The sequence below is a fragment of the Actinoplanes octamycinicus genome (assembly GCF_014205225.1).
Classification (GTDB): Bacteria; Actinomycetota; Actinomycetes; order Mycobacteriales; family Micromonosporaceae; genus Actinoplanes; species Actinoplanes octamycinicus.
Map to the genome: position 1 here is coordinate 9,545,946 of NZ_JACHNB010000001.1, position 25,128 is coordinate 9,571,073.

General features: G+C 73.5%; 26 protein-coding genes and 1 pseudogene. 9 read left to right on the top strand and 18 right to left on the bottom strand.

The features are described 5' to 3' along the window. Nucleotides 1–13: 13 nt before the first annotated feature. The gene (locus BJY16_RS43275; RefSeq protein WP_185045503.1) at nt 14–289 is read left to right on the top strand and encodes a hypothetical protein; all 276 of its coding nucleotides are present in this window, start codon (nt 14–16) and stop codon (nt 287–289) included. A 378-nt stretch (nt 290–667) separates the two neighbouring features. Here BJY16_RS43275 and BJY16_RS43280 read toward each other — a convergent pair whose 3' ends face one another. Then, nucleotides 668–1,858 carry a macrolide family glycosyltransferase gene (locus BJY16_RS43280; protein ID WP_185045504.1) on the bottom strand — a complete coding sequence of 397 codons (1,191 nt, stop codon included), beginning with the start codon at nt 1,856–1,858 and terminating at the stop codon, nt 668–670. Between the two features lie 103 nt (nt 1,859–1,961). Between BJY16_RS43280 and BJY16_RS43285 the strand changes: the two genes are divergently transcribed. Beyond that, the gene (locus BJY16_RS43285) at nt 1,962–2,546 is read left to right on the top strand and encodes a TetR/AcrR family transcriptional regulator (RefSeq protein ID WP_185045505.1); all 585 of its coding nucleotides are present in this window, start codon (nt 1,962–1,964) and stop codon (nt 2,544–2,546) included. 170 nt (nt 2,547–2,716) lie between these two features. Here the strand turns inward: BJY16_RS43285 and BJY16_RS43290 are convergent, their stop codons facing one another. The 5 genes from BJY16_RS43290 to hsaA all read right to left on the bottom strand — a co-directional run bounded on the left by BJY16_RS43290 (nt 2,717) and on the right by hsaA (nt 7,904). Then, a complete protein-coding gene (locus BJY16_RS43290) occupies nt 2,717–4,318 on the bottom strand; it encodes an IS1182 family transposase (protein WP_185045506.1) in 1,602 nt (533 codons plus the stop codon). Nucleotides 4,319–4,476: 158 nt separating this feature from the next. Beyond that, the gene (gene hsaB, locus BJY16_RS43295; protein ID WP_185045507.1) at nt 4,477–5,028 is read right to left on the bottom strand and encodes a 3-hydroxy-9,10-secoandrosta-1,3,5(10)-triene-9,17-dione monooxygenase reductase subunit; all 552 of its coding nucleotides are present in this window, start codon (nt 5,026–5,028) and stop codon (nt 4,477–4,479) included. Next, nucleotides 5,025–5,930, bottom strand: coding sequence for an iron-dependent extradiol dioxygenase HsaC (gene hsaC / locus BJY16_RS43300; RefSeq protein ID WP_185045508.1), 906 nt, complete (start codon nt 5,928–5,930; stop codon nt 5,025–5,027). The genes hsaB and hsaC overlap by 4 nt, the downstream gene beginning before the upstream one ends. Further along, nucleotides 5,927–6,724, bottom strand: a complete 798-nt coding sequence (gene hsaD / locus BJY16_RS43305) for a 4,5:9,10-diseco-3-hydroxy-5,9,17-trioxoandrosta-1(10),2-diene-4-oate hydrolase (RefSeq protein ID WP_185045509.1) — start codon at nt 6,722–6,724, stop codon at nt 5,927–5,929. Before hsaD ends, hsaC begins: the two co-directional genes overlap by 4 nt. Nucleotides 6,725–6,731: 7 nt before the next feature. Further along, nucleotides 6,732–7,904, bottom strand: coding sequence for a 3-hydroxy-9,10-secoandrosta-1,3,5(10)-triene-9,17-dione monooxygenase oxygenase subunit (gene hsaA / locus BJY16_RS43310; protein WP_185045510.1), 1,173 nt, complete (start codon nt 7,902–7,904; stop codon nt 6,732–6,734). 88 nt (nt 7,905–7,992) lie between these two features. Here hsaA and BJY16_RS43315 point away from each other — a divergent pair, with 88 nt between their 5' ends. The 3 genes from BJY16_RS43315 to BJY16_RS43325 are packed head-to-tail and all read left to right on the top strand — an operon-like array spanning nt 7,993 to nt 10,315. Continuing rightward, nucleotides 7,993–9,111: a 3-ketosteroid-9-alpha-monooxygenase, oxygenase component gene (locus tag BJY16_RS43315; RefSeq protein ID WP_185045511.1), complete on the top strand. Its 1,119-nt coding sequence runs from the start codon at nt 7,993–7,995 to the stop codon at nt 9,109–9,111. After that, nucleotides 9,108–9,350: a hypothetical protein gene (locus BJY16_RS43320; RefSeq protein ID WP_185045512.1), complete on the top strand. Its 243-nt coding sequence runs from the start codon at nt 9,108–9,110 to the stop codon at nt 9,348–9,350. Before BJY16_RS43315 ends, BJY16_RS43320 begins: the two co-directional genes overlap by 4 nt. Further along, nucleotides 9,350–10,315, top strand: coding sequence for a ferredoxin--NADP reductase (locus tag BJY16_RS43325; protein WP_185045513.1), 966 nt, complete (start codon nt 9,350–9,352; stop codon nt 10,313–10,315). The genes BJY16_RS43320 and BJY16_RS43325 overlap by 1 nt, the downstream gene beginning before the upstream one ends. On the opposite strand, the gene dmpG is transcribed toward BJY16_RS43325, so the two are convergent. The 4 genes from dmpG to BJY16_RS43345 are packed head-to-tail and all read right to left on the bottom strand — an operon-like array spanning nt 10,302 to nt 14,497. Further along, complete coding sequence (dmpG, locus tag BJY16_RS43330; protein ID WP_185045514.1) at nt 10,302–11,309, bottom strand: 4-hydroxy-2-oxovalerate aldolase; 1,008 nt, start codon at nt 11,307–11,309, stop codon at nt 10,302–10,304. The two genes, BJY16_RS43325 and dmpG, sit on opposite strands and share 14 nt — an antisense overlap. Then, a complete protein-coding gene (locus tag BJY16_RS43335) occupies nt 11,306–12,157 on the bottom strand; it encodes an acetaldehyde dehydrogenase (acetylating) (protein WP_185045515.1) in 852 nt (283 codons plus the stop codon). Before BJY16_RS43335 ends, dmpG begins: the two co-directional genes overlap by 4 nt. Continuing rightward, a complete protein-coding gene (locus BJY16_RS43340) occupies nt 12,151–12,942 on the bottom strand; it encodes a 2-keto-4-pentenoate hydratase (RefSeq protein ID WP_185045516.1) in 792 nt (263 codons plus the stop codon). Before BJY16_RS43340 ends, BJY16_RS43335 begins: the two co-directional genes overlap by 7 nt. Then, nucleotides 12,926–14,497 (bottom strand): FAD-binding protein, encoded by a 1,572-nt coding sequence (locus tag BJY16_RS43345; protein WP_185045517.1) that lies wholly within the window; start codon nt 14,495–14,497, stop codon nt 12,926–12,928. The genes BJY16_RS43340 and BJY16_RS43345 overlap by 17 nt, the downstream gene beginning before the upstream one ends. On the opposite strand from BJY16_RS43345, the gene kstD reads away from it, so the two are divergent. Further along, on the top strand, nt 14,491–16,107 hold the full coding sequence (kstD, locus tag BJY16_RS43350; protein WP_185046944.1) for a 3-oxosteroid 1-dehydrogenase: 1,617 nt from the start codon (nt 14,491–14,493) through the stop codon (nt 16,105–16,107). The genes BJY16_RS43345 and kstD overlap by 7 nt on opposite strands. Here kstD and BJY16_RS43355 read toward each other — a convergent pair. Together BJY16_RS43355 and BJY16_RS43360 are read right to left on the bottom strand one after the other, a co-directional pair. Continuing rightward, entirely contained in the window at nt 16,071–16,490 is a 420-nt protein-coding gene (locus BJY16_RS43355; protein ID WP_185045518.1) for an LIC_13387 family protein, read from the bottom strand. The genes kstD and BJY16_RS43355 overlap by 37 nt on opposite strands. Continuing rightward, nucleotides 16,487–17,644, bottom strand: coding sequence for an FAD-dependent monooxygenase (locus BJY16_RS43360; RefSeq protein ID WP_185045519.1), 1,158 nt, complete (start codon nt 17,642–17,644; stop codon nt 16,487–16,489). Before BJY16_RS43360 ends, BJY16_RS43355 begins: the two co-directional genes overlap by 4 nt. Nucleotides 17,645–17,705: 61 nt before the next feature. Here BJY16_RS43360 and BJY16_RS43365 point away from each other — a divergent pair, with 61 nt between their 5' ends. Both BJY16_RS43365 and BJY16_RS43370 read left to right on the top strand, forming a co-directional pair. Next, nucleotides 17,706–18,338 (top strand): TetR/AcrR family transcriptional regulator, encoded by a 633-nt coding sequence (locus BJY16_RS43365; RefSeq protein WP_185045520.1) that lies wholly within the window; start codon nt 17,706–17,708, stop codon nt 18,336–18,338. 192 nt (nt 18,339–18,530) lie between these two features. After that, on the top strand, nt 18,531–19,382 hold the full coding sequence (locus BJY16_RS43370) for an LLM class F420-dependent oxidoreductase (protein WP_185045521.1): 852 nt from the start codon (nt 18,531–18,533) through the stop codon (nt 19,380–19,382). Here the strand turns inward: BJY16_RS43370 and BJY16_RS43375 are convergent. The 6 genes and pseudogenes from BJY16_RS43375 to BJY16_RS43395 form a co-directional block, all read right to left on the bottom strand. Next, a complete protein-coding gene (locus BJY16_RS43375) occupies nt 19,339–19,836 on the bottom strand; it encodes a hypothetical protein (protein ID WP_185045522.1) in 498 nt (165 codons plus the stop codon). The two genes, BJY16_RS43370 and BJY16_RS43375, sit on opposite strands and share 44 nt — an antisense overlap. Nucleotides 19,837–19,900: 64 nt before the next feature. After that, nucleotides 19,901–21,028, bottom strand: a complete 1,128-nt coding sequence (locus tag BJY16_RS43380) for a lipid-transfer protein (RefSeq protein ID WP_185045523.1) — start codon at nt 21,026–21,028, stop codon at nt 19,901–19,903. After that, a complete protein-coding gene (locus BJY16_RS48140; protein WP_373873484.1) occupies nt 21,025–21,369 on the bottom strand; it encodes a hotdog family protein in 345 nt (114 codons plus the stop codon). The genes BJY16_RS43380 and BJY16_RS48140 overlap by 4 nt, the downstream gene beginning before the upstream one ends. After that, a pseudogene (locus BJY16_RS43385) lies at nt 21,346–22,233 on the bottom strand (bifunctional MaoC family dehydratase N-terminal/OB-fold nucleic acid binding domain-containing protein); the annotation flags it as partial. The gene BJY16_RS48140 and the pseudogene BJY16_RS43385, both read right to left, overlap by 24 nt. Before the next feature lie 8 nt (nt 22,234–22,241). Beyond that, a complete protein-coding gene (locus BJY16_RS43390; protein ID WP_185045525.1) occupies nt 22,242–23,375 on the bottom strand; it encodes an acyl-CoA dehydrogenase family protein in 1,134 nt (377 codons plus the stop codon). Next, a complete protein-coding gene (locus tag BJY16_RS43395) occupies nt 23,356–24,351 on the bottom strand; it encodes an acyl-CoA dehydrogenase family protein (protein ID WP_185045526.1) in 996 nt (331 codons plus the stop codon). Before BJY16_RS43395 ends, BJY16_RS43390 begins: the two co-directional genes overlap by 20 nt. 100 nt (nt 24,352–24,451) lie before the next feature. Between BJY16_RS43395 and kstR the strand changes: the two genes are divergently transcribed. Continuing rightward, on the top strand, nt 24,452–25,072 hold the full coding sequence (gene kstR, locus BJY16_RS43400) for a cholesterol catabolism transcriptional regulator KstR (protein ID WP_185045527.1): 621 nt from the start codon (nt 24,452–24,454) through the stop codon (nt 25,070–25,072). Nucleotides 25,073–25,128: the final 56 nt, after the last annotated feature.

Genomic DNA, 25,128 nt, shown 5'->3' on the forward strand with positions numbered 1-25,128 from the left:
GCACCGACGGCGGATGACGGCCTACGGCTTCGGCTTCGCCCTGCTGCTTCTCCCGGCCGGTGGCGTCGCGCTCTTCTCCCTCGTCGTCCTCGCCTTCGAGGTGGCGAGTCGGGTGCTCACCCTGCTGGCGCTCGGCGCCGCGGCGGCCGGGGCGGTGTGCGGCGCGATGGCGCTGTCGGCCGCTTCCGAGGGCCGGACCGACCGCGCGCGGAAGCTGATGCGCGCCGGTTTCCTGCTCACCGCCGTCGCTGTCATCGGGACGCTGGCCATCCCGAAGCACGGCGAATAGCCACGGCGTTGCCGCCCCAGGAACGGAACCGATCCCAGAATCTCGCGTCCTCCGCCGCCTTCGCCGCCTGCCGCGCGGCCGCTTCGGCGCGGAACGGTCGAGCGCCTCGGCGACGTGGCCCTGCTGGATCAGCAGTTCCGCCAGCGGCACGGCGGTCCCGCGCGCGGCCTCCGGCTCGTCCCGCGCGGCCGGCGCGTGCGCCAGCGCCCGCGCGCGCAGTGCCAGTCACCGCTCTCGGCCTGCCGCCGCGCCTGCGCCAGGTGGCCGTGGCCGACCAGCGCCGCGGCCACCTCGGACGGGAGCCAGCCGTCAGCAGCGGACCGGCGGTAGTCCGGCGACGGGTGGCTCACGGCGGCAGACGATACCCGCGCGCCTGAGCTATGCCGTGCGCACGCCGGTGGCCAGGGTGGCTTCGACGAGGTCGGCGGCGTGGGTGGCGCCGCCGGTGGCGCGGGTCTGGGCCTTCAGGGTCGCGCAGCGGTCGGCCACGGCCGGGTCGGTGGTGAGGGCCAGCAGGGCCTCGCGGAGTTCGGCGGCGGTGACCGTGGCCGGGTCCACGACCCGGGCCACGCCGAGGGCGGCCAGCTGGTCGGCGTTGGCGAACTGGTCGGCGGCCTGCGGCGCGGCGATCATCGGCACGCCGCAGTGCAGGCCCTCGCTGCTGCCGCCCATGCCGGCGTGCGTGACGAACGCGTCGGCCTGCTCCAGGACGGCGAGCTGCGGCACCCACGGGTGCACCTCGACGCCGGCCGGGACCGGACCGATCTCGGCGGCCGGGACGTGCCGGCCGATCTGCAGCACGACGTGCCAGCCGGGCAGGTCGCCGAAGGCGGCGACGCAACGGCGGTAGAACTCCGGCTGCCGGGTGAACTCCGAGCCGAGCGAGACCAGGAGCACCTTCTCCGCGCCGGCCGGGCGCACCCAGTCGCCCTGGATCGACCGGTCGCCGAGGACCGGGCCGACGAAGGTGTAGACCGCCGGGTCCACCCGGTCGGCGTGCGGCTGCAGCGCCTTGGGGATCAGCACCAGGCTGCGGGCCGGCCGCCCCTGGAAGGCGATGCTGTCGGTCACCGCGGAACCGTTGCCGGCCAGCCACCGCTCGAAGCGCCGGTAGTAGTCGGCGCCGCGCGGGTCGGCCCGGATCGCCTCGACCATCGGGGCGGTCTCCCGCTCGTAGCCGTCCCAGGCCACGAACGTCGGGGACAGCTGCACCGCCGGGATGCCCCACTGCTCGCCGAGCAGCCGGGCCGGGGCGCCGGCGATGTCGTAGAGGAACAGGTCCGGCCGGTCGTCGTCGTAGAGCGCGCGCAGCTGGGGCAGCATCGCGATCGCGTCGTCCAGGAAGAGGGTGAGCTGGTCGATCGGATCGTCGGTCCAGGCGTCGCCGGCGCCGGGCAGCGTCGACTCGTAGGGTCTCAGCCGCGCGCCGGTGCTCTCGATGACCTCGCGGAACGCCTCCGTGTTCGCATAGGTGACCCGGTGGCCGCGGCCGGCCAGGGTGCGGACGATCTCCAGGCTCGGGTTGACGTGCCCGTAGGCCGGAATGCTGACGACGGCGATGTGAGCCACGACGGTTCTCCCTTACGTTACGAGACGTTTCGTCTCACCAAGACTGGCACGACCCGGCGGGCCTGTCAACACGAGACGTAACGTCTCGGGTAGGGTCCGTCGGGTGAGCCCGCAACCCGCCCGCCGCAACGAGCGCTCCCGCCGCGCGATCCTGGCCGCCGCGCTGGAGCTGCTCGCCGAGTCCGGCTACGCCGATCTGACGATCGAGGCGATCGCGAGCCGGGCCGGGGTCGGCAAGCCGACCATCTACCGGTGGTGGCGCGGCAAGGGCGCGATCATCCTGGACGCGGTGGTGGAGACCTTCCCCGACGTGGTGGAGCTGCCCGACACCGGCGACCTGCGGGCCGACCTGCGGGCGGTGATCCGGGCGACGGTCGCCGAGTTCGCCGACCCGACGCTGTCGGCGACCACCCGGGCGCTGACCATCGAGACGCTGGCCGACGACGACCTCGCCGGTCAGGTCCGCGATCGGCTGCTGCGCCCGCAGCTGGACGCGGTCCGCGCCCGTCTGGAGTCGGCGCGGGCGGCCGGGCGGGTCCGGCCCGACGCGCCGTTGGAGCAGGTCGTCGAGTTGCTGTTCGGCCCGATCTACCACCGGTGGCTGCTGCGCACCGGCCCGCTCACCGAGCCCTACGCCGACGCCCTGGTCGACCTGGTGATGGCCGCGATCGAGCCGGCCGGCGGCTGACACGCCCGCGGCGCTCGGGCAGCGGCGAGGAGGAGCGCTAGGTGACTGGTGTTAAACGCGGGTTGATCAGAGTCTTGATCGGCCCGCGTTGTTGTTGAGCGGTGGTTGTGGGTCGGGGTTTGTCCTGTTGGCGGGTTGGAGAGTTGCTGGTGAACGGTGGGTTCCGACTGTCAGGTGAGGGCCCAGCCTTGGAGTTGGTGGGTGAGGCCGAGGGCGGCGAGGCGGGCGAGGTTGGTGGCGGCTGCTAGGAGGGTGAAGTCGGCGGCGACGCGGTGGAGTCCGCGCATGCGGGCGTGGCGTCCGCCGTGGCGGCGGCGCATCAGGTGGGCGATCTTGCGTTCGACTTTGGGTCGGGTGGCTTGGTAGTCGGCTTTCCAGGCGGGGTCGGTCTGTCGGGTGCGGGCGGCGGCCAGGTGGGTTTCCCAGCGGCTGATGGTGATGTGCCGGCCGGTTTTCGCTGTGGTGCATTGCGGGCGTAGCGGGCAGTCGGTGCAGGCAGCGCCGAAGTCGGCTTGGCCGGCGTGCCGGTCATGGCCGGTGATCGGGCGGATCGTGGTGGTGACCTGGTTCGGGCAGGTCACCGTGGCGTTGTCGAGGTTGACGGTGAACTGGTCCTTGGTGAATTTGCCGCCGGGGGCGACCGGGGCTTGGACCTTGGTTTTGATGTCGATCTCGGCGTGGTGCAGCAGTGCGAGGACTTCGCCGGCGCCGTAGGCGCTGTCGCCGTAGACCGCTGGGTCACCGGCCGGTGTGGTGTCGCAGTCGTCGGCGGGTGCGCTGGTGAGGTCGGTGATCAGGTTCGGGGCGGCTGCGGCGTCGCCGGTGTTGCCCGCGGTGACCTGGGTGGCGGTGATGATCTCGCTGTCCGGGTCGATGGCGAGGTGGGCTTTGTAGCCGTCGAAGCCGTGGTGCTGGGTTTTGTGGCCGTGCCGGGCCTGCGGGTCGACGGTGGAGATCACCCGGTCGGCGGCGACTTTGCGGGCGATCCGCAGCCTGCCGTCGTCGCCGGTTTCCAGATCCTGACCCAGCACGGTGGCCAGCAACGTCATCGCCTCAGCGACTGGTGCCGGAAGTTCTTCACGGCCGTCAAGAGCGGCGAGTAGGGCATAGCCGTCCCGGGCCCGGGAGTCGATCACCGCTTCCCGGGCGGTCTTGTCGTCCCAGTCCACCACGGGTTTCGCGGTGCTGGTGTAGTCGTCGCCGCTGGTCAGCAGGCTGCGTAGCTCAGCGGCCAGGTCACGGCCGGCGGCGGTGAGCAGGCCGCGGATCGCCGAGCGGAGCAGCGTGATCGTGTCCATCGTGGCAACTGCGTCATACAACGGTGTCGAGTCCAGGACCCGGCGCCGGCCCAACAGCCCCGCCTGGCGGGCCGCGGCGAGCGCCACCTCGAAGATCCGGTCCGGACGCGGCGAGCGGCGTAGCCGTTCGCGCATGTCGACCAGCACCGTGTGCACGAACCCGACCCGGCCGGTGTCCCAGTCACCGACCCCGGCCGCGTACCGCCAGCGGGCATCGAAGGTGAACCGGTCGACCGCTTCCCGATCCGACAACCCTTCCAGACGCTGCAGCACCATCACCGTCGCGACCACCGACGGCGGCACCGACCGCCGCCCGACCTGCGCAAACAGGTCAGCGAACAGGCCATCCGGGAACAGCCGGTCCCGATGCTCGTGCAGGAACACGAAGATCGAGTTAGGGGCGAGAACGTCCCCGCAGAACCGGCTGATCGGGTCGGCAAGGCCTGACTGCTGCGACGCCCTACCCAACGTCATCCCAGCAAACTATCTAAAATAGAAGCAAAGCTATATCCATCACGCGAGTGACAAACCAGCGTTTAACACCAGTCACCTAGCGCCTGTTTCGGAGGCCGACCGGGGCTGCGGCGTGGCCAGGAGCGCGCCTCGCACTCGGCCGGCCTCCGAAACAGGCGCTAGATCCAGTCGGTGTGGCGCGGCCAGGCCAGCAGCGTGTCCACCACCTCGGTGCCGGCCGACGGCGCCGGCGGGGCGGCGGACCGGTACCGGCCCTTGAAGAAGAGCAGCGGACCGCCGTCGCGGCACTCGCCGAGGGTCCGCACCCGGCCCACCACGATCAGGTGGTCGCCGCCCGGGTGGACCGCCTCGACCTCGCACTCCGCCCAGGTCAGCGCCGCGTGCAGGATCGGCGCGCCGGACGGCGAGGGACTCCAGGCGACCCCGTCGAACCGGTCCGTCCCGGGGACGCCGAACGCGCGGGACAGCTCGTGGTCGTCCTCGGCCAGCACGTTGACGCCGAACAGCCCGGCCTGCCGGATCCGCCGCCAGGTCCGCGAGCCGGCCCGCACGCAGAACAGCACCAGCGGCGGGTCCAGCGACAGCGGCGCGAAGGCCTGGCACGCGAAGCCGGCCGGCCCCACCGTGGTGATCACCGTGACGCCGGTGCAGAAGTGGCCGAACACCCGGCGGAACTCGCGGGCGTCCACCTCCGCCGGGACGACGGTCACCCGTGCCCCGCCCCGGAGAACCGGTGCCCCCACACGCTGTGCGCGGTGGTCTGCCGGGCCACCCAGGTGGCGTCGTCGACGGTCAGCCCGGCGGTGCCGTACTCGATGTCGAAGCCGCTGGGCGTCCGTACGTAGAACGAGATCATGTTGTCGTTGGCGTGCCGGCCAAGCGTGGAGATCATCGGTGCCTTGTTCCGGGCGCAGCGGTCGATCGCGCGGCCCACGTCGTCGATCGACGCGGTCTCGGTCATCAGGTGGATCAGGCCGGTGGGCGCCGGGATCGGGGCGAGGGCGACGCTGTGGTGCCGCGGCCCGCAGCCCAGGAAGCGCATCCACAACGGCTGGTCGCTGGGCGGCCGGCCGATCATCGCCGGGTCGAGCCGCATCGAGTCGCGCAGCCGGAAACCGAGGATCTCGGTCCAGAAGCGCAGCGCCGCCTCGTCGTCGAAGGCGGGCAGCACCACGTGCCCCATCCCCTGCTCGCCGGTGACGAACCTGGTGCCGTACGGGCTGATCGCCGGCCGGGTGTCCAGGGCCGCCCCGCAGAAGAACTCCAGCCGGTTGCCGGACGGGTCGTCGACGCTGATCATCCCGGCCACCCGCCGGGCGGCGAGCTCGTCGGCGCCGGCCTGCTTGACCCCGACCCCGGCCGACTCCAGGACGCCGACGAGCTGCCCGAGCGCCGCGGGAGAGGCCAGCTCCCAGCCGCTGGCGGCGAGCCGGTCACGGTCGCCGGGCACCACCACGATCCGCGCCGGCAGGTCGTCCATCCGCAGGTACGCGGCGTCCGGCTCGGGGCCGCGGCCCTCCACCATGCCGAGCACCTTGACCCCGAACTGCCGCCACGCGGGCACGTCGGTGGCCTCGACCCGCAGGTAGCCGAGCGATCGGATCAGGCTCACGACCGGTCCCCTTCCAGGAAGTCGAACGCCAGGCGGTTGAACTCGTCGAACCTCTCCAGGTGCGCCCAGTGGCCGCAGCCGCCGAAGACGTGCAGCCGGCAGCGGCGGATCAGCTTGAGCGGGACCAGCGCGCCGTCGAGCGGGTTGACCCGGTCCTCCCGGCCCCAGACCAGCAGCACCTCGTTGCGCAGCCGGTGCGCCTCGCGCCAGAGCAGGCCCTCCTCGAAGGCCGGGCCGGTGAAGGAGGCCCCCATGGCGCGCATGCTCACCGCGTTGAAGGCGGCCAGCCGCTCGTCGATCAGCTCGTCGGTGATCAGCGCCGGGTCGAAGACCAGCGTGCGCAGGAACGCGGCCATCCGCTCCCGGCTCGGCGCCGCCCCGACCGCGCCGAGCCGCCTGACCCCCTCGGTGGGGTCGGCGGCGAACACGTTGAGGCCGAGCCCGCCGGGACCCATCAGCAGCAGCTTCCCGGCCCGGGCCGGGTGGTTCAGCGCGAACCGCACCGCGGTGCCGCCGCCCAGCGAGTTGCCGATCAGGTCGACCCGGTCCAGGCCGAGCTCGTCGAGCAGCGCCGCGAGCGCGTCGGCGGCGTGCGTGAAGTACTGCCCGGTCAGCTCGCCCAGCTCGGAGTCGCCGTAACCGGGCTGGTCGACGGCGAGCGTGTCGAAGGTCTTGGCGAAGACCGGCAGGGTGCGGGCGAAGTTGCCCATCGCCGAGGCGCCCGGTCCGCCGCCGTGCAGCAGGACGACGGGACGCGCGCCGGTCGGCCCGGCCCGGTGGAAGGAGAGTGTCATGGCGGCCTCAGATCATCGCGTCGGCGACGGACAGGCCGAACTCGCCGCGCCCGTACATGGACAGCGCCCGCTCGGGGTCGTTGATCGCGTGCACCCGGCCGGCGTGCGCGTCCCGCCAGTAGCGCTGCATCGGGTGGCTGGTGTAGATCGCCCGGCCGCCGGAGTTCTCGAACAGCCGGTCGACCGCGGTGATCGCCAGCTCGGTGCCGCGCACCTGGTCCCGGCGCACCCGCAGGCGCAGCCGCATCGGCAGTTTCGCCCCCGCGGCGGCCAGCGCCATCAGCTCGGTCATGTCGGCGGTCAGGGCCAGCCAGGCGGCGTCCACGTCGGCGGCCGCCCGGGCGACCCGCACCTGGGAGTAGGGGTCCTCGGCGGCGCGCACCCCGGCGTAGGCGGCGCGCACCCGCTCGCGCATGTAGGTGACGTGCGCGTCGTACGCCCCGGTGGCCATGCCGATGATCGGGGTGGTGATCGTGTACGGGAAGATCGACCCGTACGGGATCCGGTAGAGCGGCGCCGTATTCAGCTCCTGACCGGGGCAGACGCAGCGGGCCGTGTCGGCGAAGCTGAGCGACCGGTGCGCCGGGACGAACGCGCCGGCCACCACGATGTCGTTGCTGCCGGTGCCGCGCAGCCCGATGGTGTGCCAGACGTCCTCGATCGTGTAGTCGGCGGCCGGCAGCAGGAAGGTGCGGAAGTCGGCCGGGGTGTCGCCCGCGCCGGGCACGATGCCGCCGAGCAGCACCCAGCTCGCGTGGTCGCTGCCGGAGGAGAAGCTCCACCGGCCGGACACCCGGTATCCCCCGTCGACCGCCTCGATCCGGCCGGTCGGGGCGTAGGACGAGGACATCAGCGTGCCCGGATCGTCGCCCCAGACGTCCTGCTGGGCCCGATCGGGGAAGAGCGCCATCTGCCAGTTGTGCACGCCGATCACCGAGGCGACCCAGCCGGTGGACCCGCAGGCCGCGGCGAGGTCGCGCACGCAGCCGAAGAAGGTGACCGGGTCGGCCTGGTGGCCGCCGAACCGGGCCGGCTGCAGCAACCGGAAGAAGCCGGTGGCGGCCAGCGACTTGATCGTCTCGGCGGAGATCGTCCGGCGGTCCTCCGTCTCCTGTGCCCGGTCACGGAGAACAGGTAACAACTCCCGCACCCCGGACGCGACCGCTGTGGCGCCCTCCATGAGATCACCTCGCATCGGCTTGGCCGGCTCACCGCAGGACACCTATACTAGAACACGTTCTACTTAATGAGCTAGCTAAGGAATCGGCATGGTCGGTGACACAGCACGCACGATCGACACCGGGGTCCCGCCGACCAGGTTCGCCCGGGGCTGGCACTGCCTCGGGCTGGCCGAGCCGTTCCGGGACGGGCAGCCGCACGCGATCGAGGCGTTCGGCACCAAGCTGGTGGTCTTCGCCGACTCGGCGGGCGCGCTGCACGTGCTGGACGGGTACTGCCGGCACATGGGCGGCGACCTGACGATGGGCACGGTCAAGGGCGACGAGATCGCCTGCCCGTTCCACGACTGGCGGTGGCGCGGCGACGGCCGGTGCGCCGCGGTGCCGTACGCGCATCGCGTCCCGCCCCGCGCCCGCACCCGCTCCTGGCCGGTCATGGAGGAGAACCGGCAGCTGTTCGTCTGGAACGATCCGCAGGGCGCCCCGCCCCCGCCGGAGGTGACCATCCCGCGGATCGAGGGCGCCTTCTCCGACGAGTGGAGCACCTGGACCTGGGACTCGATCCGGATCGACGGCGCCAACTGCCGCGAGGTGATCGACAACGTGGTCGACATGGCGCACTTCTTCTACATCCACTTCGCCTTCCCGACGTTCTTCAAGAACGTGCTGGAGGGGCAGGTGGCGGCACAGTTCCTGGAGACCCGGCCACGGCCGGACGTGCCGTTCACGGCGAAGCAGGCCGGGGACGCGACGCTGCGCTCCGAGGCGGCGTACCACGGTCCGTCGTACATGATCGATTACTTGGTCAACAACTATCGCGGCGTCGACGTCGAGTCGGTGCTGATCAACTGCCACTACCCGGTGACGCCGGACTCGTTCGTGCTGCAGTGGGGTGTGATCGTCAAGCGGCTGCCCGGCCTGACCGGCGAGCAGGCGGCGAAGGCGGCGCTGAAGTTCTCCAAGAGCATCGGGATCGGCTTCGAGCAGGACGTGGAGATCTGGAAGCACAAGACCCGGATCGACAACCCGCTGCTCTGCGCCGAGGACGGGCCGGTCTACCAGCTCCGCCGGTGGTACGAGCAGTTCTATGTGGACGTCGAGGACGTCACCGAGGACATGGTGGCCCGCTACGAGTTCGAGGTGGACACCACCCGGGCCGTCCAGACCTGGACCGCCGAGGTGCGGGCCAACCTCGAGAAGCAGCCATGACCGGGGCGCTCACCGAGCGGCAGGAGTTCCTGGAGGGCGGCCTGACCGAGCTGGTCTGCGAGCGCTGCGCCGCCGTGGTCCGGGTCCGCAAGTCCAGCCCGCAGCAGACCAGCGTGCAGTGGAGCACCGCGGCCGTCCGGCAGTGCGCCACCGACCTGGGCGCGCTCGTGCCGACCTGCCCCGGGCTGCGCGCCAGCATCGATCGGGCGGTGCGCGCCGGACGCCTGGACGTGCCCTGATGTACCACCGGCTGCGGGTCACCGAGGTGATCGCGGAGACCGCCGACGCGTGCTCGCTGGTGCTCGCCGTGCCGCCGGAGCTGGCCGCGGCCTTCGCCTACCGGCCGGGGCAGTATGTGACGGTGCTGGTCGAGGGCGTCGCCCGGTGCTATTCGCTGGCCAGCTCACCGGACACCGGCGAGGACCTGAAGATCACCATCAAGCGGGTCCGGGACGGGCTGGCGTCCAACTGGATCTGTGACCACGTCCGCGCCGGCCAGACCGTCGAGCTGCTGCCGCCGGCCGGGGACTTCGTGCCGGAGTCGCTCGACGACGACCTGCTGCTGCTGGCCGGGGGCAGCGGGATCACGCCGGTGATGGCCATCGTCAAGTCGGTGCTCGCGCGCGGGCGCGGGCGGCTCACCCTGGTCTACGCGAACCGGGATCCGGACTCGGTCATTTTCGCCGCCGAGCTGGCCGGCCTCGCGGAACGCCACGGCGACCGGCTGAGCGTCACGCACTGGCTGGACAGCGAGCGCGGCGCTCCCACGCCGGCCGGGCTCGCCGCGCTGATCACGGAGAGCGGGCTGCCGGCGTACGTCTGCGGTCCTGATCCGTTCGTGATGATCGCCCGCGACGCGCTGCAGCGAGCCGGAGTCCCGCATGATCGCGTGCGGGTCGAGCGCTTCGCGCTGGAGCGGGTGCTCACCGGCGACGCCACCCTCGAGGTGGAGCTGGACGGGCAGACCCACCAGCTGCCCTGGCCGGCCGGCAAGCGGATGCTCGACGTGGTGATCGAGGCCGGCCTCAACCCGCCGTTCTCCTGCCGCCAGGGCCACTGCGGCGCGTGCGCGTGCCGGCTGCTCACCGGCAAGGTCGAGATGATCACCAACGAGATCCTCGAGGAGGAGGACTTCGCCGAGGGTTACGTGCTGGCCTGCCAGTCGGTCGCCCGCAGCGACCACGTCTCGGTCACCTACTACTGAGCTCGACCGCGATGTCGATCAGCTGGTCCTCCTGGCCGCCGACCAGGCGGCGCCGGCCGGCCCGGACCAGGATCTCGGCGGCGGAGACCCGGTAGCGCTCGGCCAGCGTGAAGGCGTGCGTCAGGAAGCTGGAGTAGACCCCGGCGTAGCCCATGATCAGGGCGAGCCGGTCCAATGTGCACTCGTCCGGCATGACCGGGCGGACCACGTCCTCGGCGGCGTCGACGATGGCGAAGAAGTCCACGCCGGTACGGATGCCGAGCTTGTCGCAGACCCCGACGAACGCCTCGACCGGCGTGTTCCCGGCACCGGCGCCGAACCGGCGGGTGCTGCCGTCGATCTGCCGGGCGCCGGCCCGCACCGCGAGGACCGAGTTGGCCACGCCCAGGCCCAGGTTCTCGTGGCCGTGGAAGCCGACCTGGGCGTCGTCGCCGAGCTCGGCCACCAGCGCGGCGACCCGGTCGCCGACCTGGTCGAGCACCAGCGCGCCGGCCGAGTCGACGACGTAGACGCACTGGCAGCCGGCATCGGCCATGATCCGGGCCTGGGCGGCGAGCGCCTCGGGCGGCTGCGAGTGGGCCATCATCAGGAACCCGACGGTCTCCAGGCCCAGCTCGCGGGCGAGCCCGAAGTGCTGCACGGTGAGGTCGGCCTCGGTGCAGTGGCTGGCGATCCGGCAGACCGTGGCGCCGTTGCCGGCCGCCGCGCGGATGTCGTCGAAGAGTCCGATCCCGGGCAGCATCAGGAACGCGATCCGGGCGCGGGTGGCGGTCGCGACGGCCGCCTTGATCAGCTCCTGCTCCGGGGTCCGCGACAGCCCGTAGGTGAACGACGACCCACCCAGCCCGTCGCCGTGGGTCACCTCGATCACCGGCACGCCGGCCGCGTCGAGGGCCGCCACCACCGAGGTCACCTCGTCGACGGTGAACTGGTGCCGCTTGGCGTGCGAGCCGTCCCGCAGCGAGGAGTCCGTGATCCGGATGTCGGTGCTCACCTCGCCACCTCCTCGCCCACCCGGGCCGCGGCCGCCGTCATGATGTCCAGGTTGCCGGCGAAGACCGGCAGGAAGTCCCCGGCACCGGAGATCTCGAGGAGGATCGCCACCCGCCCGTCCGTGAACTGCGGCTCGGTGAGCAGCCGGTAGCCGGGCACGTAACGGGCCACCTCGGCGGCCATCGTCACGATCGAGGCGCGGATCGCGGACCGGTCGGCGTCCGGACCGATCGCGCAGAACACGGTGTCCCGCATGACCAGCGGTGGATCGGCCGGATTGAGCACGACGATCGCCTTGCCCCGGGCCGCGCCACCGACCTCGGCCAGCGCCCGCCCGGTCGTCCGGGTGAACTCGTCGATGTTGGCCCGGGTCCCCGGCCCGGCCGACCGCGACGCCACGGTCGCGACGATCTCGGCGTACGCCACCGGGGTCACCCGGGAGACCGCGTGGACCATCGGAACGGTCGCCTGCCCGCCGCAGGTGATCAGGTTGAGGTTCGGCGCGTCCCGGTGCTCCCGCAGGTTCACCGACGGCACCACGAGCGGCCCGACCGCCGCCGGGGTCAGGTCGATCGCGCGGATCCCGGCCTCGGCATAGCGCGGCGCCCAGGCCCGGTGCACGGCCGCCGAGGTGGCCTCGAAGACCAGGTCGGGCAGCGGATCCTGGGCGAGCAGCCACGCGGCGCCCTGGGCGCTGACCGCGAGCCCGAGGCCGGCCGCCCGGCGCAGCCCCGGGCTGTCCGGGTCGATCCCGGTCATCCAGCGCGGCTCGATCGCCGTCGAGCGGAGCAGCTTGTGGAGCAGGTCGGTGCCGATGTTGCCGGACCCGACGATGGCCGCCGTCAGCATCCGGCACCTCCGGCGAAGGACAGCCGCACGTCACCGAGGCCGGTGAACTCCGCGCGGAAGACCGATCCCGGGTGCGCGTCGACCGCCCGGGCGCACGCCCCCGGCAGCACCAGATGACCGGCGCGCAGCCGCACCCCGAACCGGGCGACCGTCCGGGCCAGCCAGGCCACCGCGGTCACCGGGTTGCCGAGCACCGCGTCCGACCGGCCGCGCGCCACCGGCTCGCCGTCCCGGTGGAGCACCGCGTCGATCCCCCGGATGTCGATCTCACCGGGCCGGACCCGGCCGGCGCCGACCACGAACCCGGCCGACGAGGCGTTGTCGGCGATCGTGTCGGCCAGGCTGATCGCCCAGTCCTCGATCCGGCTGTCGATCAGCTCGATCGACGGCGCGAAGAACTCGGTCGCCGCCAGCACGTCGCGCTCGGTGCAGTCCGCGCCGGGCAGGTCCGCGCCGAGCAGGAAGGCCACCTCGATCTCGACCCGCGGGTAGCAGTAGCGCGCCGGATCGGCCGGCTCGGTCTCGGACAGCCGCATGTCGGCCATCAGGTGCCCGTAGTCCGGCTCTTCGACGCCCATCATCTGCTGCATCGCCCTCGACGAGAGCCCGACCTTGTGCCCGACCACGGCGCCGGCCCGGCGGCGGATGTTGACCAGCTGGATCGCGTAGGCGTCGGCGGCGGTCAGGTCCGGCCGCTCCCGCACCAGCGGCGGGATCGGCTTGCGGTCCCGCTCGGCGGCGCGCAGCCGGTCGGCGAGCGCGAGCCGGTCAGCGTCGGTCAGCATGCCGGCCTCCCCGGTCCGGGACGGCGGCGGCGCTGCGTCCGGCCCGGCGCCCGGCGAAGACGCAGTCGGCCAGCGACAGCCCGCTCACGTAGCTGCGCGAACAGATGCCCACCGCGGTGCGCCCGGCGGCGTAGAGGCCGGGCACGCCCAGCACCTGCCCGGTCTCCTCGTCGACCCGCAGACCCCCGAGGGTGAGCATCGGCGCCGGGAAGGCGGTCCGGTTCCGGACCGAGACATCGATCAGGACGTACGGCGGGGGCCCCGTGGCCGGCCCGGCGGTGGCGATCAGCCCGGCCGGGTCGACGCCGGCCCGCCGGGCGACCGCCGCCAGCGTCCGGCCGGTGACGTGCCCGAAGGTGAGCAGCCACAACGCCTGCCAGCGCTGGAACCACAGCGTCTGCGACCACACCTGGCGGCGGCAGCGGGCCAGCGTGGCGGCGTCCAGCAGCAGCCAGGCCTGGCCGCCCGGCGAGCGCAGGATCGCCTCGCCGACCGCCGCGCCGTAGCGGGCCGGGTCGCCGACCCGCCTGCCGTCCCGGTCGACCAGCAGCCCGTCGAGCATGGCCGAGGGCGGGCTGAGGAACCGCCAGACGCTCACCCGGTCGAGGTGCGCGGTGGCGCCACCGGCCGCCACACCGAGCCGGATCCCGGAGCCGTCGTCGCCGCGCGTGCCGAGCCGCAAACCACCCCGGTAGTCCGGGGCGTGCTCACGCATCATCTCGCGGTCGAACACGAACCCGCCGGCGCACAGGATCACGCTGCCCGCCGAGATCCGCAGCGGGCGCCCGTGGCGTCTCTCCAGCCAGGCCACCGGCCGGTGCAGCGCGCGGCCCAGCCCGGGCAGGTAGAGGCCCGGCTTCACCGACCAGCGGTGCAGCACCCGGTGCCCGAGCCGCGCCCACCCGGTCAGGGTCCGGCACTCCACCCCGGTCACCCGCCCGTCCGCGTCGGTGACCAGGCGCTCGGCCCGGGTCTGGGTGCGCACCACCACGCCCCGGTCGCGGACCGCGGCGGCGAGCCGGCGGTGGAGCAGCCGGCCGGAGGTGCCGCGGGCCAGCACCCGGTGCCCCCGGGCCGCCGACTGGCCGAAGGCCGTCTCGCTCCCGGAGAGGTACAGGTAGTGCCGGTTGGTCGGGTACGACGTCTTGTACGGACACAACCGCGCGTCGAACGGCACCCCGAGCCCGGCCAGCCAGTCGAGCATCCCGGCGCTCTGCTCGCAGAACCGCCGCAGGGTGCCGGCCGCGACCGTGTCCCCGACCTCCTCGCGCAGGTAGTCGGCCATCTCCCCGGGGGTGTCGCGCACCCCGGCGGCCCGTTGCTGCCGGGTGCCGCCACCGGCGTAGACCACCCCGCCGGAGATCGCGGTGGCCCCGCCCCCGCCGAACCGGTCGAGCACCAGCACCCGGGCGCCCGCGTCGGCGGCCTCGATGGCGGCGCACGCCCCGGCCGCGCCGAAGCCGACCACCAGGACGTCAGCTGTCTCGGTCACCGCGCCTCCGATCAGTGGTGCTCGATGCCGAATAACTATAACCTGTTCTAGTGGCGATGACATTCGACCTGGTGGTGATCGGTAGCGGCGGCGCCGGTCTGGTGGCGGCGCTGACCGCGGCACACCACGGGCTGAGCGCGGTCGTGCTGGAGAAGGCCGCGACGTACGGCGGCTCGACCGCCCGGTCCGGCGGCGGCCTGTGGGTGCCGGGCAACGAGGTGCTGCGCCGGGCCGGTGTGACCGACAGCCCCGAGGACGCCCGGACCTACCTGGCGCACGTCGCCGGGCCGGAGGTGCCGGCGGCACGACGGGACGCCTTCCTGGCCGCCGGGCCGGAGATGCTGGCGTTCGTCCGGGCGCACACCCCGCTCGACTTCGCCTGGGTGCCCGGCTATCCGGACTACTACCCCGAGGCGCCGGGCGGGCGCGCGGGCGGGCGCAGCATCGAGCCCCGGCCGCTGGATGTCCGGCGGGTCGGGGCGGACCTGGGGACGCTGGCTCCGCCGTACCAGAAAGCGCCTGATGGTTTCGTGGTCACCCAGGTCGACTATCGCTGGCTGGCGCTGGGCACCCGGCACCCGCGGGCGGTCCGCACCGCGGCCGGACTGGCCGCGCGGGGCCTGCTGGCGCGGCTGTCCCGGCGGCGGAAGCTGACCATGGGACAGGCGCTCGCCGCCGGGCTGCGGGCCGGGCTGCGCGCCGCCGGTGTCGAGGTGCTGCTCGGCACGCCGATGACCGACCTGCTGATCGAGGACGGCCGGGTGGCCGGGGTGGTGTCCGGCCGGCAGAGCTTCCGCGCCCGGCGGGGGGTGCTGCTGGCCAGCGGCGGATTCGAGCACAACGAGCCGATGCGCCGCAAGTATCAGGACGTCGGGACGGAGTGGACGGTCGGGGCGAGCGGCAACACCGGTGACGGCATCGAGGCCGGTGAGCGGGCCGGCGCCGCGCTCGACCTGATGGACGAGGCCTGGTGGGGGCCGTCGATCCCGCTCACCGGCGGGCCCTACTTCTGCCTCGCCGAGCGCAACGAGCCCGGCTGCCTGATGGTCGACAGCACCGGCCGGCGCTTCGTCAACGAGGCCGCGCCCTACGTCGACGCCGTGCACGCCATGCTCGGCCCGGGCGTGCGGCTGCCGGCCTGGCTGATCGCCGACCAGACCTACCGCGACCGCTACCTGTTCGCCGGGCGCGGGCCGCGCGCCGCGCTGCCGCGCCGGTGGTTCGCGGCCGGGATCGCGCACCGGGTGGACACGCTGGACGAGCTGGCCTGGCGGATCGACGTGCCGGCCGAGGCGCTGCGCGGCACGGTCCGGCGGTTCAACGAGTTCGCGGCGCGCGGCCACGACGACGACTTCGGGCGCGGCGACTCCGCCTACGACCGCTACTACGGCGACCCGCGGCAGCGCCCCAACCCGTGCCTGGGCCCGCTGACCCACCCGCCGTTCTACGCGTTCCGGATGGTGCCCGGCGACCTGGGCACCAAGGGCGGGCTGCGCACCGACGAGCGCGCCCGGGTGCTGCGCCCGGACGGCACCGCCATCCCCGGCCTCTACGCGGCCGGCAACGCGAGCGCCGCGCTGATGGGCCGCAGCTACGCCGGGGCCGGCGCGACGCTCGGACCGGCCCTGACCTTCGGCTACCTCGCCGCGCTCGACCTGGCGACCAGCGCGTAGCCGAAGGCCACGCCACCGACCCCGAGCAGCACGATCGGCGGCGGCGGGAAGAACAGGACGGACAGCGCGAGCGCCGGCACCACGATGCCGAGGTTGAGCACGATCACGGCCCGGCCGTCGAGGAACAGCTCCGGCGCCCGGCGCAGCACCAGCAGGTTCAGCGCTCCCAGGCCCACGATGAACAGGGCCATCGCCAGGCTGAACCCGGTGAAGAGCTGCCACAGGGAGCGATCCAGGCCGGCGATGACCAGATGCGTGTCGGCCAGCCGCTCGACCGGGGAATCAGTTTCGCCGGCGCCCGCCGCCACCGCGGCGGCATGGACGACGCCGGTGACGACCAGCGACCAGGCGCCGATGGCGCAGGCACGTCGGCGCGGGCTCACGGCCGCCACCCCGCGGCGTCGTCGAACCCGCGCACCGCGAAGCGGTCCGGGATCAGCCCGGCGACACCGTCACGCAGCGCGCCGACGACGGCGGAGGGGCTCTGCGTGAGCCGGCCCAGCAGGCGCGACTGCCGGGCGAGCCGGGCGACGCGGGCGACCCGGGCCCGGTCGTAACCGGCGAGCCCGTCGGCCGTCGAGGAGCCGTCGGCCAGCGCGCGGGCCAGCACCACGGCGTCCTCGATGGCCAGGCCGGCGCCCTGGCCGAGGTTGGGCTCCATGCCGTGGGCGGCGTCGCCGAGCAGTGCCACCCGGCCGTGGTGCAGCCGCCGCAGCGCCGGATGGACCGCCACGATGTCGTGCTGCAGCAGGTCGCCGGGCGCGAGCACGTCGAGCAGCGCCGGGATCGGCTCGTGCCACTGCCCGAACCGGGCGCGCAGCTCGGACAGCTCGTCGCCGAGCGGCCGGCCGGCGGCGGTGTTCGCGGTGGCGTACAGATAGACCAGGCCCCGGCCCATCGGGACGACGCCGAACCGCTCGGCCCGGCCCCAGGTCTCGCTGGCCGCCTCGACGGTGATCGCCGGGGCGTGCACCAAGGCCCGCCAGCCGACATAGCCGCGGTACTCGGCCGGCGGCTGATCCGGCAGGAGCAGCCGTCGCAGCCGGGAGTTGACGCCGTCGGCCGCGACCACCAGATCGGCGGAGACGCGCTGGTCACCGCACGCGACGACGGCTTGCCGGTCCGGGCCGCCGGGGTCGGCGGAGGTGACCGTCGAGCCCAGCCGCAGGCAGCCGGACGGCAGCGCGGAGGTGAGCATCTCCACCAGGTCGGCCCGCGTGATCGCCAGCTGGGAGCACCCGTGCCGGGCGATCACTTCAGCACTTCTGGTACGCGACAGCCAGCGCCCGTCGGGCCGCCGCACCCCCGAACCGGGCAGCGCCACCGCCCGGGCCCGCAGCGCCTCGTCGAGGCCCAGGGCGTGCAGGGCCCGGACCGCGTTCGGCCACAGGATCAGTCCCGCGCCGATCGGCTTCCCGGTCGCGGACCGCTCGTGGACCGTCACCGTCCATCCCGCCCGGGTCAGGGCGACGGCGGTGGCGAGCCCGCCGATCCCGCCGCCGGCCACCACGGCGGTTCGCTGTTCCTCTACATCCATAGAGCAGACACTACAGATGTAGAGGGTGAACCGACAAGCTCTACACCGGTAGAGTGTGGCCATGATCTCCGCGCGGCACCGCCTCGTCGCCGACGCCGCCCTCGGCGTACTGGCCCAGCACGGCTCACGCGGCCTGACCCACCGGGCGGTGGACACCGCCGCCGGTCTGCCGCCCGGCTCGACGTCGTACTACTACCGGTCCCGCGCCGCGCTGCTCAGCGCCTGCGTCCAGCGCCTGGTGGAGGAGGACCACGCCGAGCTGGACGGGCTGGCGCCGAGGCTCGCCGCGGCGGACCCGGCCACGCTGGCCCGGCTGCTCGCCGAGATCCTGCACCGCTGGCTGACCGCCGGCCGGCAGCGGCAGCTGGCCCGCTACGAGCTGACCCTGGAGTCGGTGCGCCGGCCGGAGGTCGCCGCCGACCTGCACCGCTCCGGGGCCGGCCTGCGCGACCGGATCGCCGAGTTGCTCACCGGCCTCGGCGCCGCCGACCCGCCGCGCCAGGCCCGCTGGCTGGTCGCCTGCGTCGACGGCCTGCTGTTCGACAACATCGCCGGCGCCAACGCCACCAGCCGGGCCGACCCCGCCGAGCTCGCGGCCGCCGCACGCGACCTGGTCGACGCCGTCCTGCCCGGCCGCGACACTCCTTCCCCGACCGCCACCTCGCCGACCTCTGCCTCCCTGTCCGGCCAGTGACCGGCAGCAGGCCGCCCGGAGCTGGCATGCCAATGAACCGCGATGGCGCCGGGTAGCGTGCCGGGCCATGGACGGCGGCATCCGGTTCCCCGGCGACCGAGCAGCGTCCTCGCTCGCCGGCGGTGCGGTCGTGGCAGCGGGGTCGTAGTGTCCTGATCGGACGGAAACGGCGACGCGGAGGTGGCTGATCGGATGAAGTTCGGGCTGTACGGGCTGCACCGTGACCGCAACGTCGACCCCGCGGTCCTCGCGCGGCGGGCCAGGCTGGCCGAGGAGGCGGGTTTCGAGTCGCTCTGGGTGGGCGATCACCTCGCGCTCCCGGCCGGCGAGGGGAACCCGCCCCGGCTGGAGGCCATGGTCGCGCTGACCTATCTGGCGGCGGTGACCACCCGGGTCCGGCTCGGGGTCGGCCTGATCGTGCTCCCGCAGCGCCAGCCGGTGCTGCTCGCCAAGCAGCTCACCTCGCTCGACGTGCTCTCCGGCGGCCGGCTGACCGTCGCGGTCGGGGCCGGCTACGTCGAGCCGGAGCTGAACGCGATGGGCGTGACGCTCGCCGAGCGCGGCGCCCGGACCTACGAATACCTGGCCGCGATGCGCGCGCTGTGGGAGCAGGCGCCGTCGTTCGAGGGGCGGTTCGTGTCGTTCTCCGGTGTCGTGCAGCATCCGTCGCCGGTCCAGCGGCCGCATCCGCCGATCGTGGTCGGCGGGCACTCCGCCGCCGCGTACCGCCGGGCGGTCCGGCACGGGACCGGCTGGTACGGCTGGGGCCTGGACGTCGAGCAGATCGTGCAGGCGCGGCAGGCGCTGGCCGAGGCCGCCCGCCGGGAGCAGCGGCCGGACGGCCTGGGCGAGCTGGAGATCACCCTGACCCCGCCGGAGCCGCCCGACCTGGACACCGCCCGGCGCTATGCCGATGCGGGGGTGGACCGGCTGATCGTCGAGCTGGAAGGCATCGACGACGACAAGGTGGACGGCGTGATCGCCGCCGTCGGCGAGACGATCAGCAGTACCGCTGGGCCCGCTTCTCGAACTCCTGCTGGGTGACCACGGCGTCCACCCGTTCGCCGCGCACCACCTCCTGGATCAGCACCATGCCGGGCGACAGCCGCTCCCGATCCGTCAGCTCGAAGTCGACCTCTCTCGTCGAGTGGCTGTTGTCGTCCGTCCGGCCGTACAGGCTGTACTCGACATCGGGCCGGAGCCGGGATGGCTCCGGGCGTGCCACCCATCCGTTGTCCGGAGCGTCCAACCGGAAGCTCATGGTCCGGCCGACGTCGGCCGGCGGAACATACTCCACCGGCACGGGCCCGGTCGTCGCCCGCGAGCCGGACAGGTAGACGGAGTCGGGCGGATCATCGGAACACACCGCGACCAGACCCAGCGGGTTGCCCTCCGCGTCGACGGACAGCCCGGTGTGCCCGTTCTCCGGCACCGAGCACGCCGCCAGCCCCACCGAGCTGCCCACCAGGATCACCAGGCCCACCGCTGTACGTCGCATGCCGGACAACTATCCGGGCCGATCGGCATGTCCCGGCATCGATCCCGTCACACCTGGATACCGATCACGCCGGGCTCAGGACCAGGCCGCTGGTCGGCACCCCGGTGCCGGCCGTGACCAGCACCGGCCCGTCCCCCGGCACCTGGTTCACCGCCGTCCCGCGAACCTGCCGCACCGCCTCGGCGATCCCGTTCATCCCGTGGATGTAGGCCTCCCCCAGCTGTCCCCCGTGCGGGTTGATCGGCAGCCGCTCCTCGGCGATCACGTGCCGCGCCTCTCCCCGTCCGCAGAAGCCGAGTTCTTCCAACTGCATCAGGACGTACGGCGTGAAGTGGTCGTAGAGCACCGCCGCCCGGACGTCCGCCGGCGTGTATCCGGACTGCGCCCACAGCTGCCGCGCCACCACCCCCATCTCCGGCAGCGCGGCCAGGTCGTCCCGGTAGTAGCTGGTCATCACGAACTGGTCGGCCGCACTTCCCTGGGCGGCCGCGCACACCAGCGCCGCCGGCCGGCGCAGGTCCCGGGCCCGCTCGGCGGAGGTCACCACCAGCGCCACCGCCCCGTCGCTCTCCTGGCAGCAGTCGAGCAGCCGCAGCGGCTCGGCGATCCACCGCGAGGCGCGATGGTCGTCGAGCGTGATCGGCCGACCGAAGAACCAGGCGGCCGGGTTGGTGGCCGCGTTCCGCCGGGCCGCCACGGTGACGCTGCCGAAGTCGTCGGTGGTCACCCCGTAGTCGTGCATGTAGCGCCGGGCCACCATCGCGACCTGGGCGGCCGGCGTGGCCAGCCCCATCGGGTGATGCCAGCCCGCGTCGATCCCGGGCGGCACGGTCGCCTGGCCGAACCGGCGGCCGGACCGCTCGTTCAGCGCGCGGTAGCAGACCACCGTCTGGGCGATGCCGGCGGTCACGGCGAGCACGGCCTGTTGCACGACCGCGCAGGCGGCGCCTCCGCCGTACCCGATCCGGCTCAGGAAGGTCAGCGGACCCGCACCGATCTCGCGGGCCACCGCGATCTCCGCGGTGTCGTCCATGGCGAAGGTGGTCAGCCCGTCCACGTCGGACGGCCGCAGCCCGGCGTCGTCGAGCGCGGCCCGCACCGCCTCCACCGCGAGTCGCAGCTCGCTGCGCCCGGAGTCCTTGGAGAACTCGGTCGCCCCGATCCCGGCGATCGCCGCCGTCCCGCTGATCACGACGCCACCCGGACGATCCCGGCGACATGCTCCCCGGCCGCCGTGCGCCCGGCCACCGCCACCTCGGCGCCTCGCGACTGGCCGGTGAAGGTGAGCGTGTCGTACGCGAAACAGGGTGTCCCGAGGCGGATATCGATCCCGCGCAGCACCACCTCGGGCCCGGCCCAGTCGGTCACATACCGCTGCACCAGCCCGGTGGTGGTCAGGATGTTGAGGAAGATGTCCCGGCTGCCGCGCCGCACCGCCGCGTCCCGGTCGTGGTGCACGTCCTGGAAGTCCCGGGTGGCCAGCGCGCTGCTGATGATCACGGTCGGGGTCACCACCAGCTCCCAGGACGGCAGGTCCACACCGACCGGCCGCCACACCGGCAGCCCGCCGGCGAACCCGGCCTGGACCCGCGCCCCGATGCTCGGCCGCATCCCGCGCAGCTCGGCCACCATCCGCACCCCCTCGTCCAGGTCGACCAGCGCCACGGTGACCGGCGAGCGCCGCCCGGGCAGCGGCGGATGGTGGTGCACGACGTAGCTGTGGATGGTCCCGGTGCCGGCCGCCACCACGTACGAGGGCTTGAGCGCGCCGCAGGCCGGGCAGGCCGGGCCGGGCGGGTGGCGCAGCGCCCCGCACTCCAGGCAGCTCTGGATCCGCAGCTCACCGGCCTCGATCCCGGCCCAGAAGAACGCCGTGTCCGGACCGGCCGCCGGCCGGAGCGGCTCGGCCCGCGGCGCCGCGGCCGGGGTGCCGGGCCGGTATTTCAGCACCCGGAACGTCATCTCGGCCACCGGCTCCCCGGCCACCTCCCAGACGCTCGCCGTGGTGACGAACCAGCCCTCGCCGAGCGCGGTCCGCTTCGGCCCGGTCACCCCGGTGAGCCGGCTGCGGACCGAGAGCATCTCCCCGTCGCGCAGGTAGCGGTGGTAGGTCTGGGCGCAGTCGGTCGCCACCACCGACGGGTAGCCGGCCTCGTCCAGCACTGCCGACATGACGCCCAGCGGGTCCTTCTGCCGGGGTCCGAGGCCGGGCATCGTCCACACCTGCACCATCGCGGGTGGCGCGACCCGGTCCCGCTCGTAGACCGGCGACCCGTCCCCGATCGCGGCCAGCCAGTCCCGGATCGCGGGCCGGTTCACCGGGTCCCGCGCGAGCCGCGCCGGGGACCATCCGGACGCGGCGAGGCTCTGCGCGGCCGCCTCGATCGTCGCCGTCATCCCGCCTCCTACCTGGGCACCCGGGGCAGGCCGAGGCCCGCCGACGCGATCAGTTCCCGCTGGATCTCGTTGACCCCGCCGCCGAAGGTCAGCACCAGGTTGCGCCGGGCCTGCACGTCCAGCCAGGTGAGCAGCTCGGCGGTGGCCGGGTCGGCCGGATCGCCGTGCCGCCAGACCACCTCTTCCAGCTCCTGCCCGATCCGCAGCAGCCGTTCGGAGGCGAAGACCTTGGTGGCGGAGGCGTCGGCCGGGTTCGGCTCGCCGCCGGTCACCTGCCAGTTGAGCAGCTCGTTCACCCGGCGGCAGGCCTCGGCGCGGGCCAGGGCGCGCCGCACGTCCGGCGCGTCGTGGCCGGCGGCCCAGCCGCGGACCCGGTCGAGGAACGCGCCGAACCGCCCGGCCGGTCCGAGCATCACCCGCTCGTGGTTCAGTTGCGCGGTCAGCAGCCGCCAGCCGCCGTTCTCCACGCCCACCAGGCGGTTCGCCGGCACCCGCACGTCGCTGAGATAGACCGTGTTGACGTGGTGCGCGCCGTCCCAGGTGATGATCGGCGTCCACGAGTAACCTGGATCGCGGGTGTCGACGATCAGGATCGACAGTCCTCGGTGCCGCGGCGCGTCCGGGTCGGTGCGGCAGGCCAGCCACAGGTAGTCGGCGTCGTGCGCGCCGGTGGTGAACATCTTCTGCCCGTTCACCACGTACTCGTCGCCGTCCCGCACCGCCCGCGTCCTCAGCGCGGCGAGGTCGGTGCCGGCCTCCGGCTCGGTGTACCCGATCGCGAAGTGGATCTCCCCGGCCAGAATCCGCGGCAGGAAGAACTCCTGCTGCTCCCGGGTGCCGTGGGCGAGCAGCGTCGGGGCCACCGTCTGCAGCGTCACCGCGGGCAGCGGCACGTCGGCGCGCGCCGCCTCGGTCACGAAGATCTGCTGCTCGACCGGCCCGAGCCCGCCACCGCCGAACCGCCGCGGAAAGCCGAGCCCGAGCCACCCGTCCCGCCCCAGCCGGCGCACCAGCGCGCGGAAGACCACGCCGTGCCGCTGTCGCAGCATCGCTGCCCGGTCCGCTTCGTCGACAACCCCGTGGAGGTACGAACGGAGCCGCGCCCGCAACGCCAGTTGTTCCTCAGTCAGCTCGATGAACATCGTCGGCTCCCAGCCGGTCGAGGCAGTGCTCCGCGCCGCCGAGGTGCCGGACCAGGTCGCGGACCAGGGCGGTGTGCCGGTGCAACGGGTAGTCGGCGGCCAGCCCGAGCCCGCCGTGCAGGTGGTGGCAGGTGCGCAGGGCGGGCAGCGCCTCGCTGCACAGCCAGTAGGCGGCGGTCCACAGGTCAGCGTCGTCACCGTCGTCCTTCGCCGCGCTCCAGCTCGCGGCGAGCGCGGCGAGGTGCATCGTGCGGGCGGCGATGTAGACGTCGGCGATCTGCTGGGCGACCGCCTGGAAGGTGGCGAGCGGCCGGCCGAACTGGTGCCGGTCCCGGACGTGGCCGGCGGTCATCCGCAGCGCCCCGGCCAGCGCGCCGTCGCCGAGCGCACAGGCGCCGGCCACCGCGTACCGGTGGAGATCGCCCTTGCCGTCGCCCAGCGGCTCCGCGGCGACGTCCCGCAGGCGCAGCGCGAACCCACCCGGCGTGGGCCGGATCGTGACGCCGGGGGCGGCCGGGTCCACCAGCGCGACCGTCTCGCCCGCCTGCACCAGGACGCGGTACGCCTGATCGGCGTCCGGGACGTCCCGGCACGTCCCGGTCAGCCGGCCGCCCCGGCCGGCGGTGATCTGCCCGGCGAGGGCGGCGGTCAGCACCCGGCCGTCTAGCACCGCCGGAAGCAGGTCGCGCTGCTGGCCGGGGCTGCCCCAGCGGACCACCGGCAGCACCCCGAGCGACAACGTGGACCAGGCCGGCACCCCCGCGGCGTGCCGGCCGATCTCGGTCAGCAGCAGACCGGTCGCCACCGCGCCGAGCCCGGCCCCGCCGCACTCGACCGGCACCGCGAGGCCGAGCAGCCCGGCCTGCCCCAGCGACTTCCACAGCCCCCGCGGTGAGCCGTCGTGATCGCCGAGCACCTCCCCGGCGAGGCGGACGATCGCCTCCTGGGTGTCGTCGAGCGCGAAGTCCGGGCCCATGCCTCCATTAGAACACGTTTCACTTACGGGGGAACATTGATCGTCGCGACAGCGCCCGTTGCTAGGCTGGTAGGACGACCAGGGACACGAGGGGTTAGCGATGGCAGCACCGAGAACGAATACCAGTATTGGCGCGGTTCGCAGCACGCTCGACGCCGAGCAGGGCTCCGCCGCGCAGCGCGACCGGCGCCGCCGGATCCTCGAGGCCACCCTGCAACTGGCATCCAAGGGCGGCTATGACGCGGTGCAGATGCGCACCGTCGCGGAGCGCGCCGAGGTCGCCCTCGGGACGCTCTACCGCTACTTCCCGTCGAAGATCCACTTGCTGGTCTCGGCGCTGGCCGCCGAGCTGGAGAAGACCCGGGAGAAGTTGGAGCGCAAGCCGATCCCCGGCGACACCCCGCACGAGCGGATGCAGTTCGTGCTCAGCCGGGTGACCCGGGCGATGCAGCGCGAACCGCAGCTGACCGAGGCGATGACCCGGGCCTTCATGTTCGCCGATCCGTCCGCGAGCGCCGAGGTCAACGCGGTCGCGCGACTGATGGAGGACATGTTCACCCGGGCCATGCACGACGGCGAGCCGACCGCCGACGACCGGGCCATCGCGCGGGTGATCGGCGACGTGTGGCTGTCCAACCTGGTCGCCTGGGTGACCCGCCGCGCCTCGGCGAACGACGTGATCAACCACCTGGAGCTGGCGAGCCGCCTGCTGCTGCGCTGATCACCCGGCACTTCTGCTCGCGCTGGTCACTCGGCGCGTCTGCTCGCGCTGGCCAC

Coding starts and splice junctions, on each gene's coding strand:
- BJY16_RS43365 (WP_185045520.1), top strand. CDS start 17,706: ATGATCTCCGCGCGGCACCGCCTCGTCGCCGACGCCGCCCTCGGCGTA.
- BJY16_RS43320 (WP_185045512.1), top strand. CDS start 9,108: ATGACCGGGGCGCTCACCGAGCGGCAGGAGTTCCTGGAGGGCGGCCTG.
- BJY16_RS43275 (WP_185045503.1), top strand. CDS start 14: ATGACGGCCTACGGCTTCGGCTTCGCCCTGCTGCTTCTCCCGGCCGGT.
- BJY16_RS43375 (WP_185045522.1), bottom strand. CDS start 19,836: ATGCGACGTACAGCGGTGGGCCTGGTGATCCTGGTGGGCAGCTCGGTG.
- BJY16_RS43360 (WP_185045519.1), bottom strand. CDS start 17,644: ATGGATGTAGAGGAACAGCGAACCGCCGTGGTGGCCGGCGGCGGGATC.
- BJY16_RS43345 (WP_185045517.1), bottom strand. CDS start 14,497: ATGTCATCGCCACTAGAACAGGTTATAGTTATTCGGCATCGAGCACCA.
- BJY16_RS43395 (WP_185045526.1), bottom strand. CDS start 24,351: ATGGGCCCGGACTTCGCGCTCGACGACACCCAGGAGGCGATCGTCCGC.
- BJY16_RS43290 (WP_185045506.1), bottom strand. CDS start 4,318: ATGACGTTGGGTAGGGCGTCGCAGCAGTCAGGCCTTGCCGACCCGATC.
- BJY16_RS43370 (WP_185045521.1), top strand. CDS start 18,531: ATGAAGTTCGGGCTGTACGGGCTGCACCGTGACCGCAACGTCGACCCC.
- kstR (WP_185045527.1), top strand. CDS start 24,452: ATGGCAGCACCGAGAACGAATACCAGTATTGGCGCGGTTCGCAGCACG.
- BJY16_RS43390 (WP_185045525.1), bottom strand. CDS start 23,375: ATGTTCATCGAGCTGACTGAGGAACAACTGGCGTTGCGGGCGCGGCTC.
- BJY16_RS43340 (WP_185045516.1), bottom strand. CDS start 12,942: ATGCTGACCGACGCTGACCGGCTCGCGCTCGCCGACCGGCTGCGCGCC.
- kstD (WP_185046944.1), top strand. CDS start 14,491: ATGACATTCGACCTGGTGGTGATCGGTAGCGGCGGCGCCGGTCTGGTG.
- BJY16_RS43315 (WP_185045511.1), top strand. CDS start 7,993: ATGGTCGGTGACACAGCACGCACGATCGACACCGGGGTCCCGCCGACC.
- hsaD (WP_185045509.1), bottom strand. CDS start 6,724: ATGACACTCTCCTTCCACCGGGCCGGGCCGACCGGCGCGCGTCCCGTC.
- BJY16_RS43335 (WP_185045515.1), bottom strand. CDS start 12,157: ATGCTGACGGCGGCCATCGTCGGGTCCGGCAACATCGGCACCGACCTG.
- BJY16_RS43325 (WP_185045513.1), top strand. CDS start 9,350: ATGTACCACCGGCTGCGGGTCACCGAGGTGATCGCGGAGACCGCCGAC.
- hsaA (WP_185045510.1), bottom strand. CDS start 7,904: ATGGAGGGCGCCACAGCGGTCGCGTCCGGGGTGCGGGAGTTGTTACCT.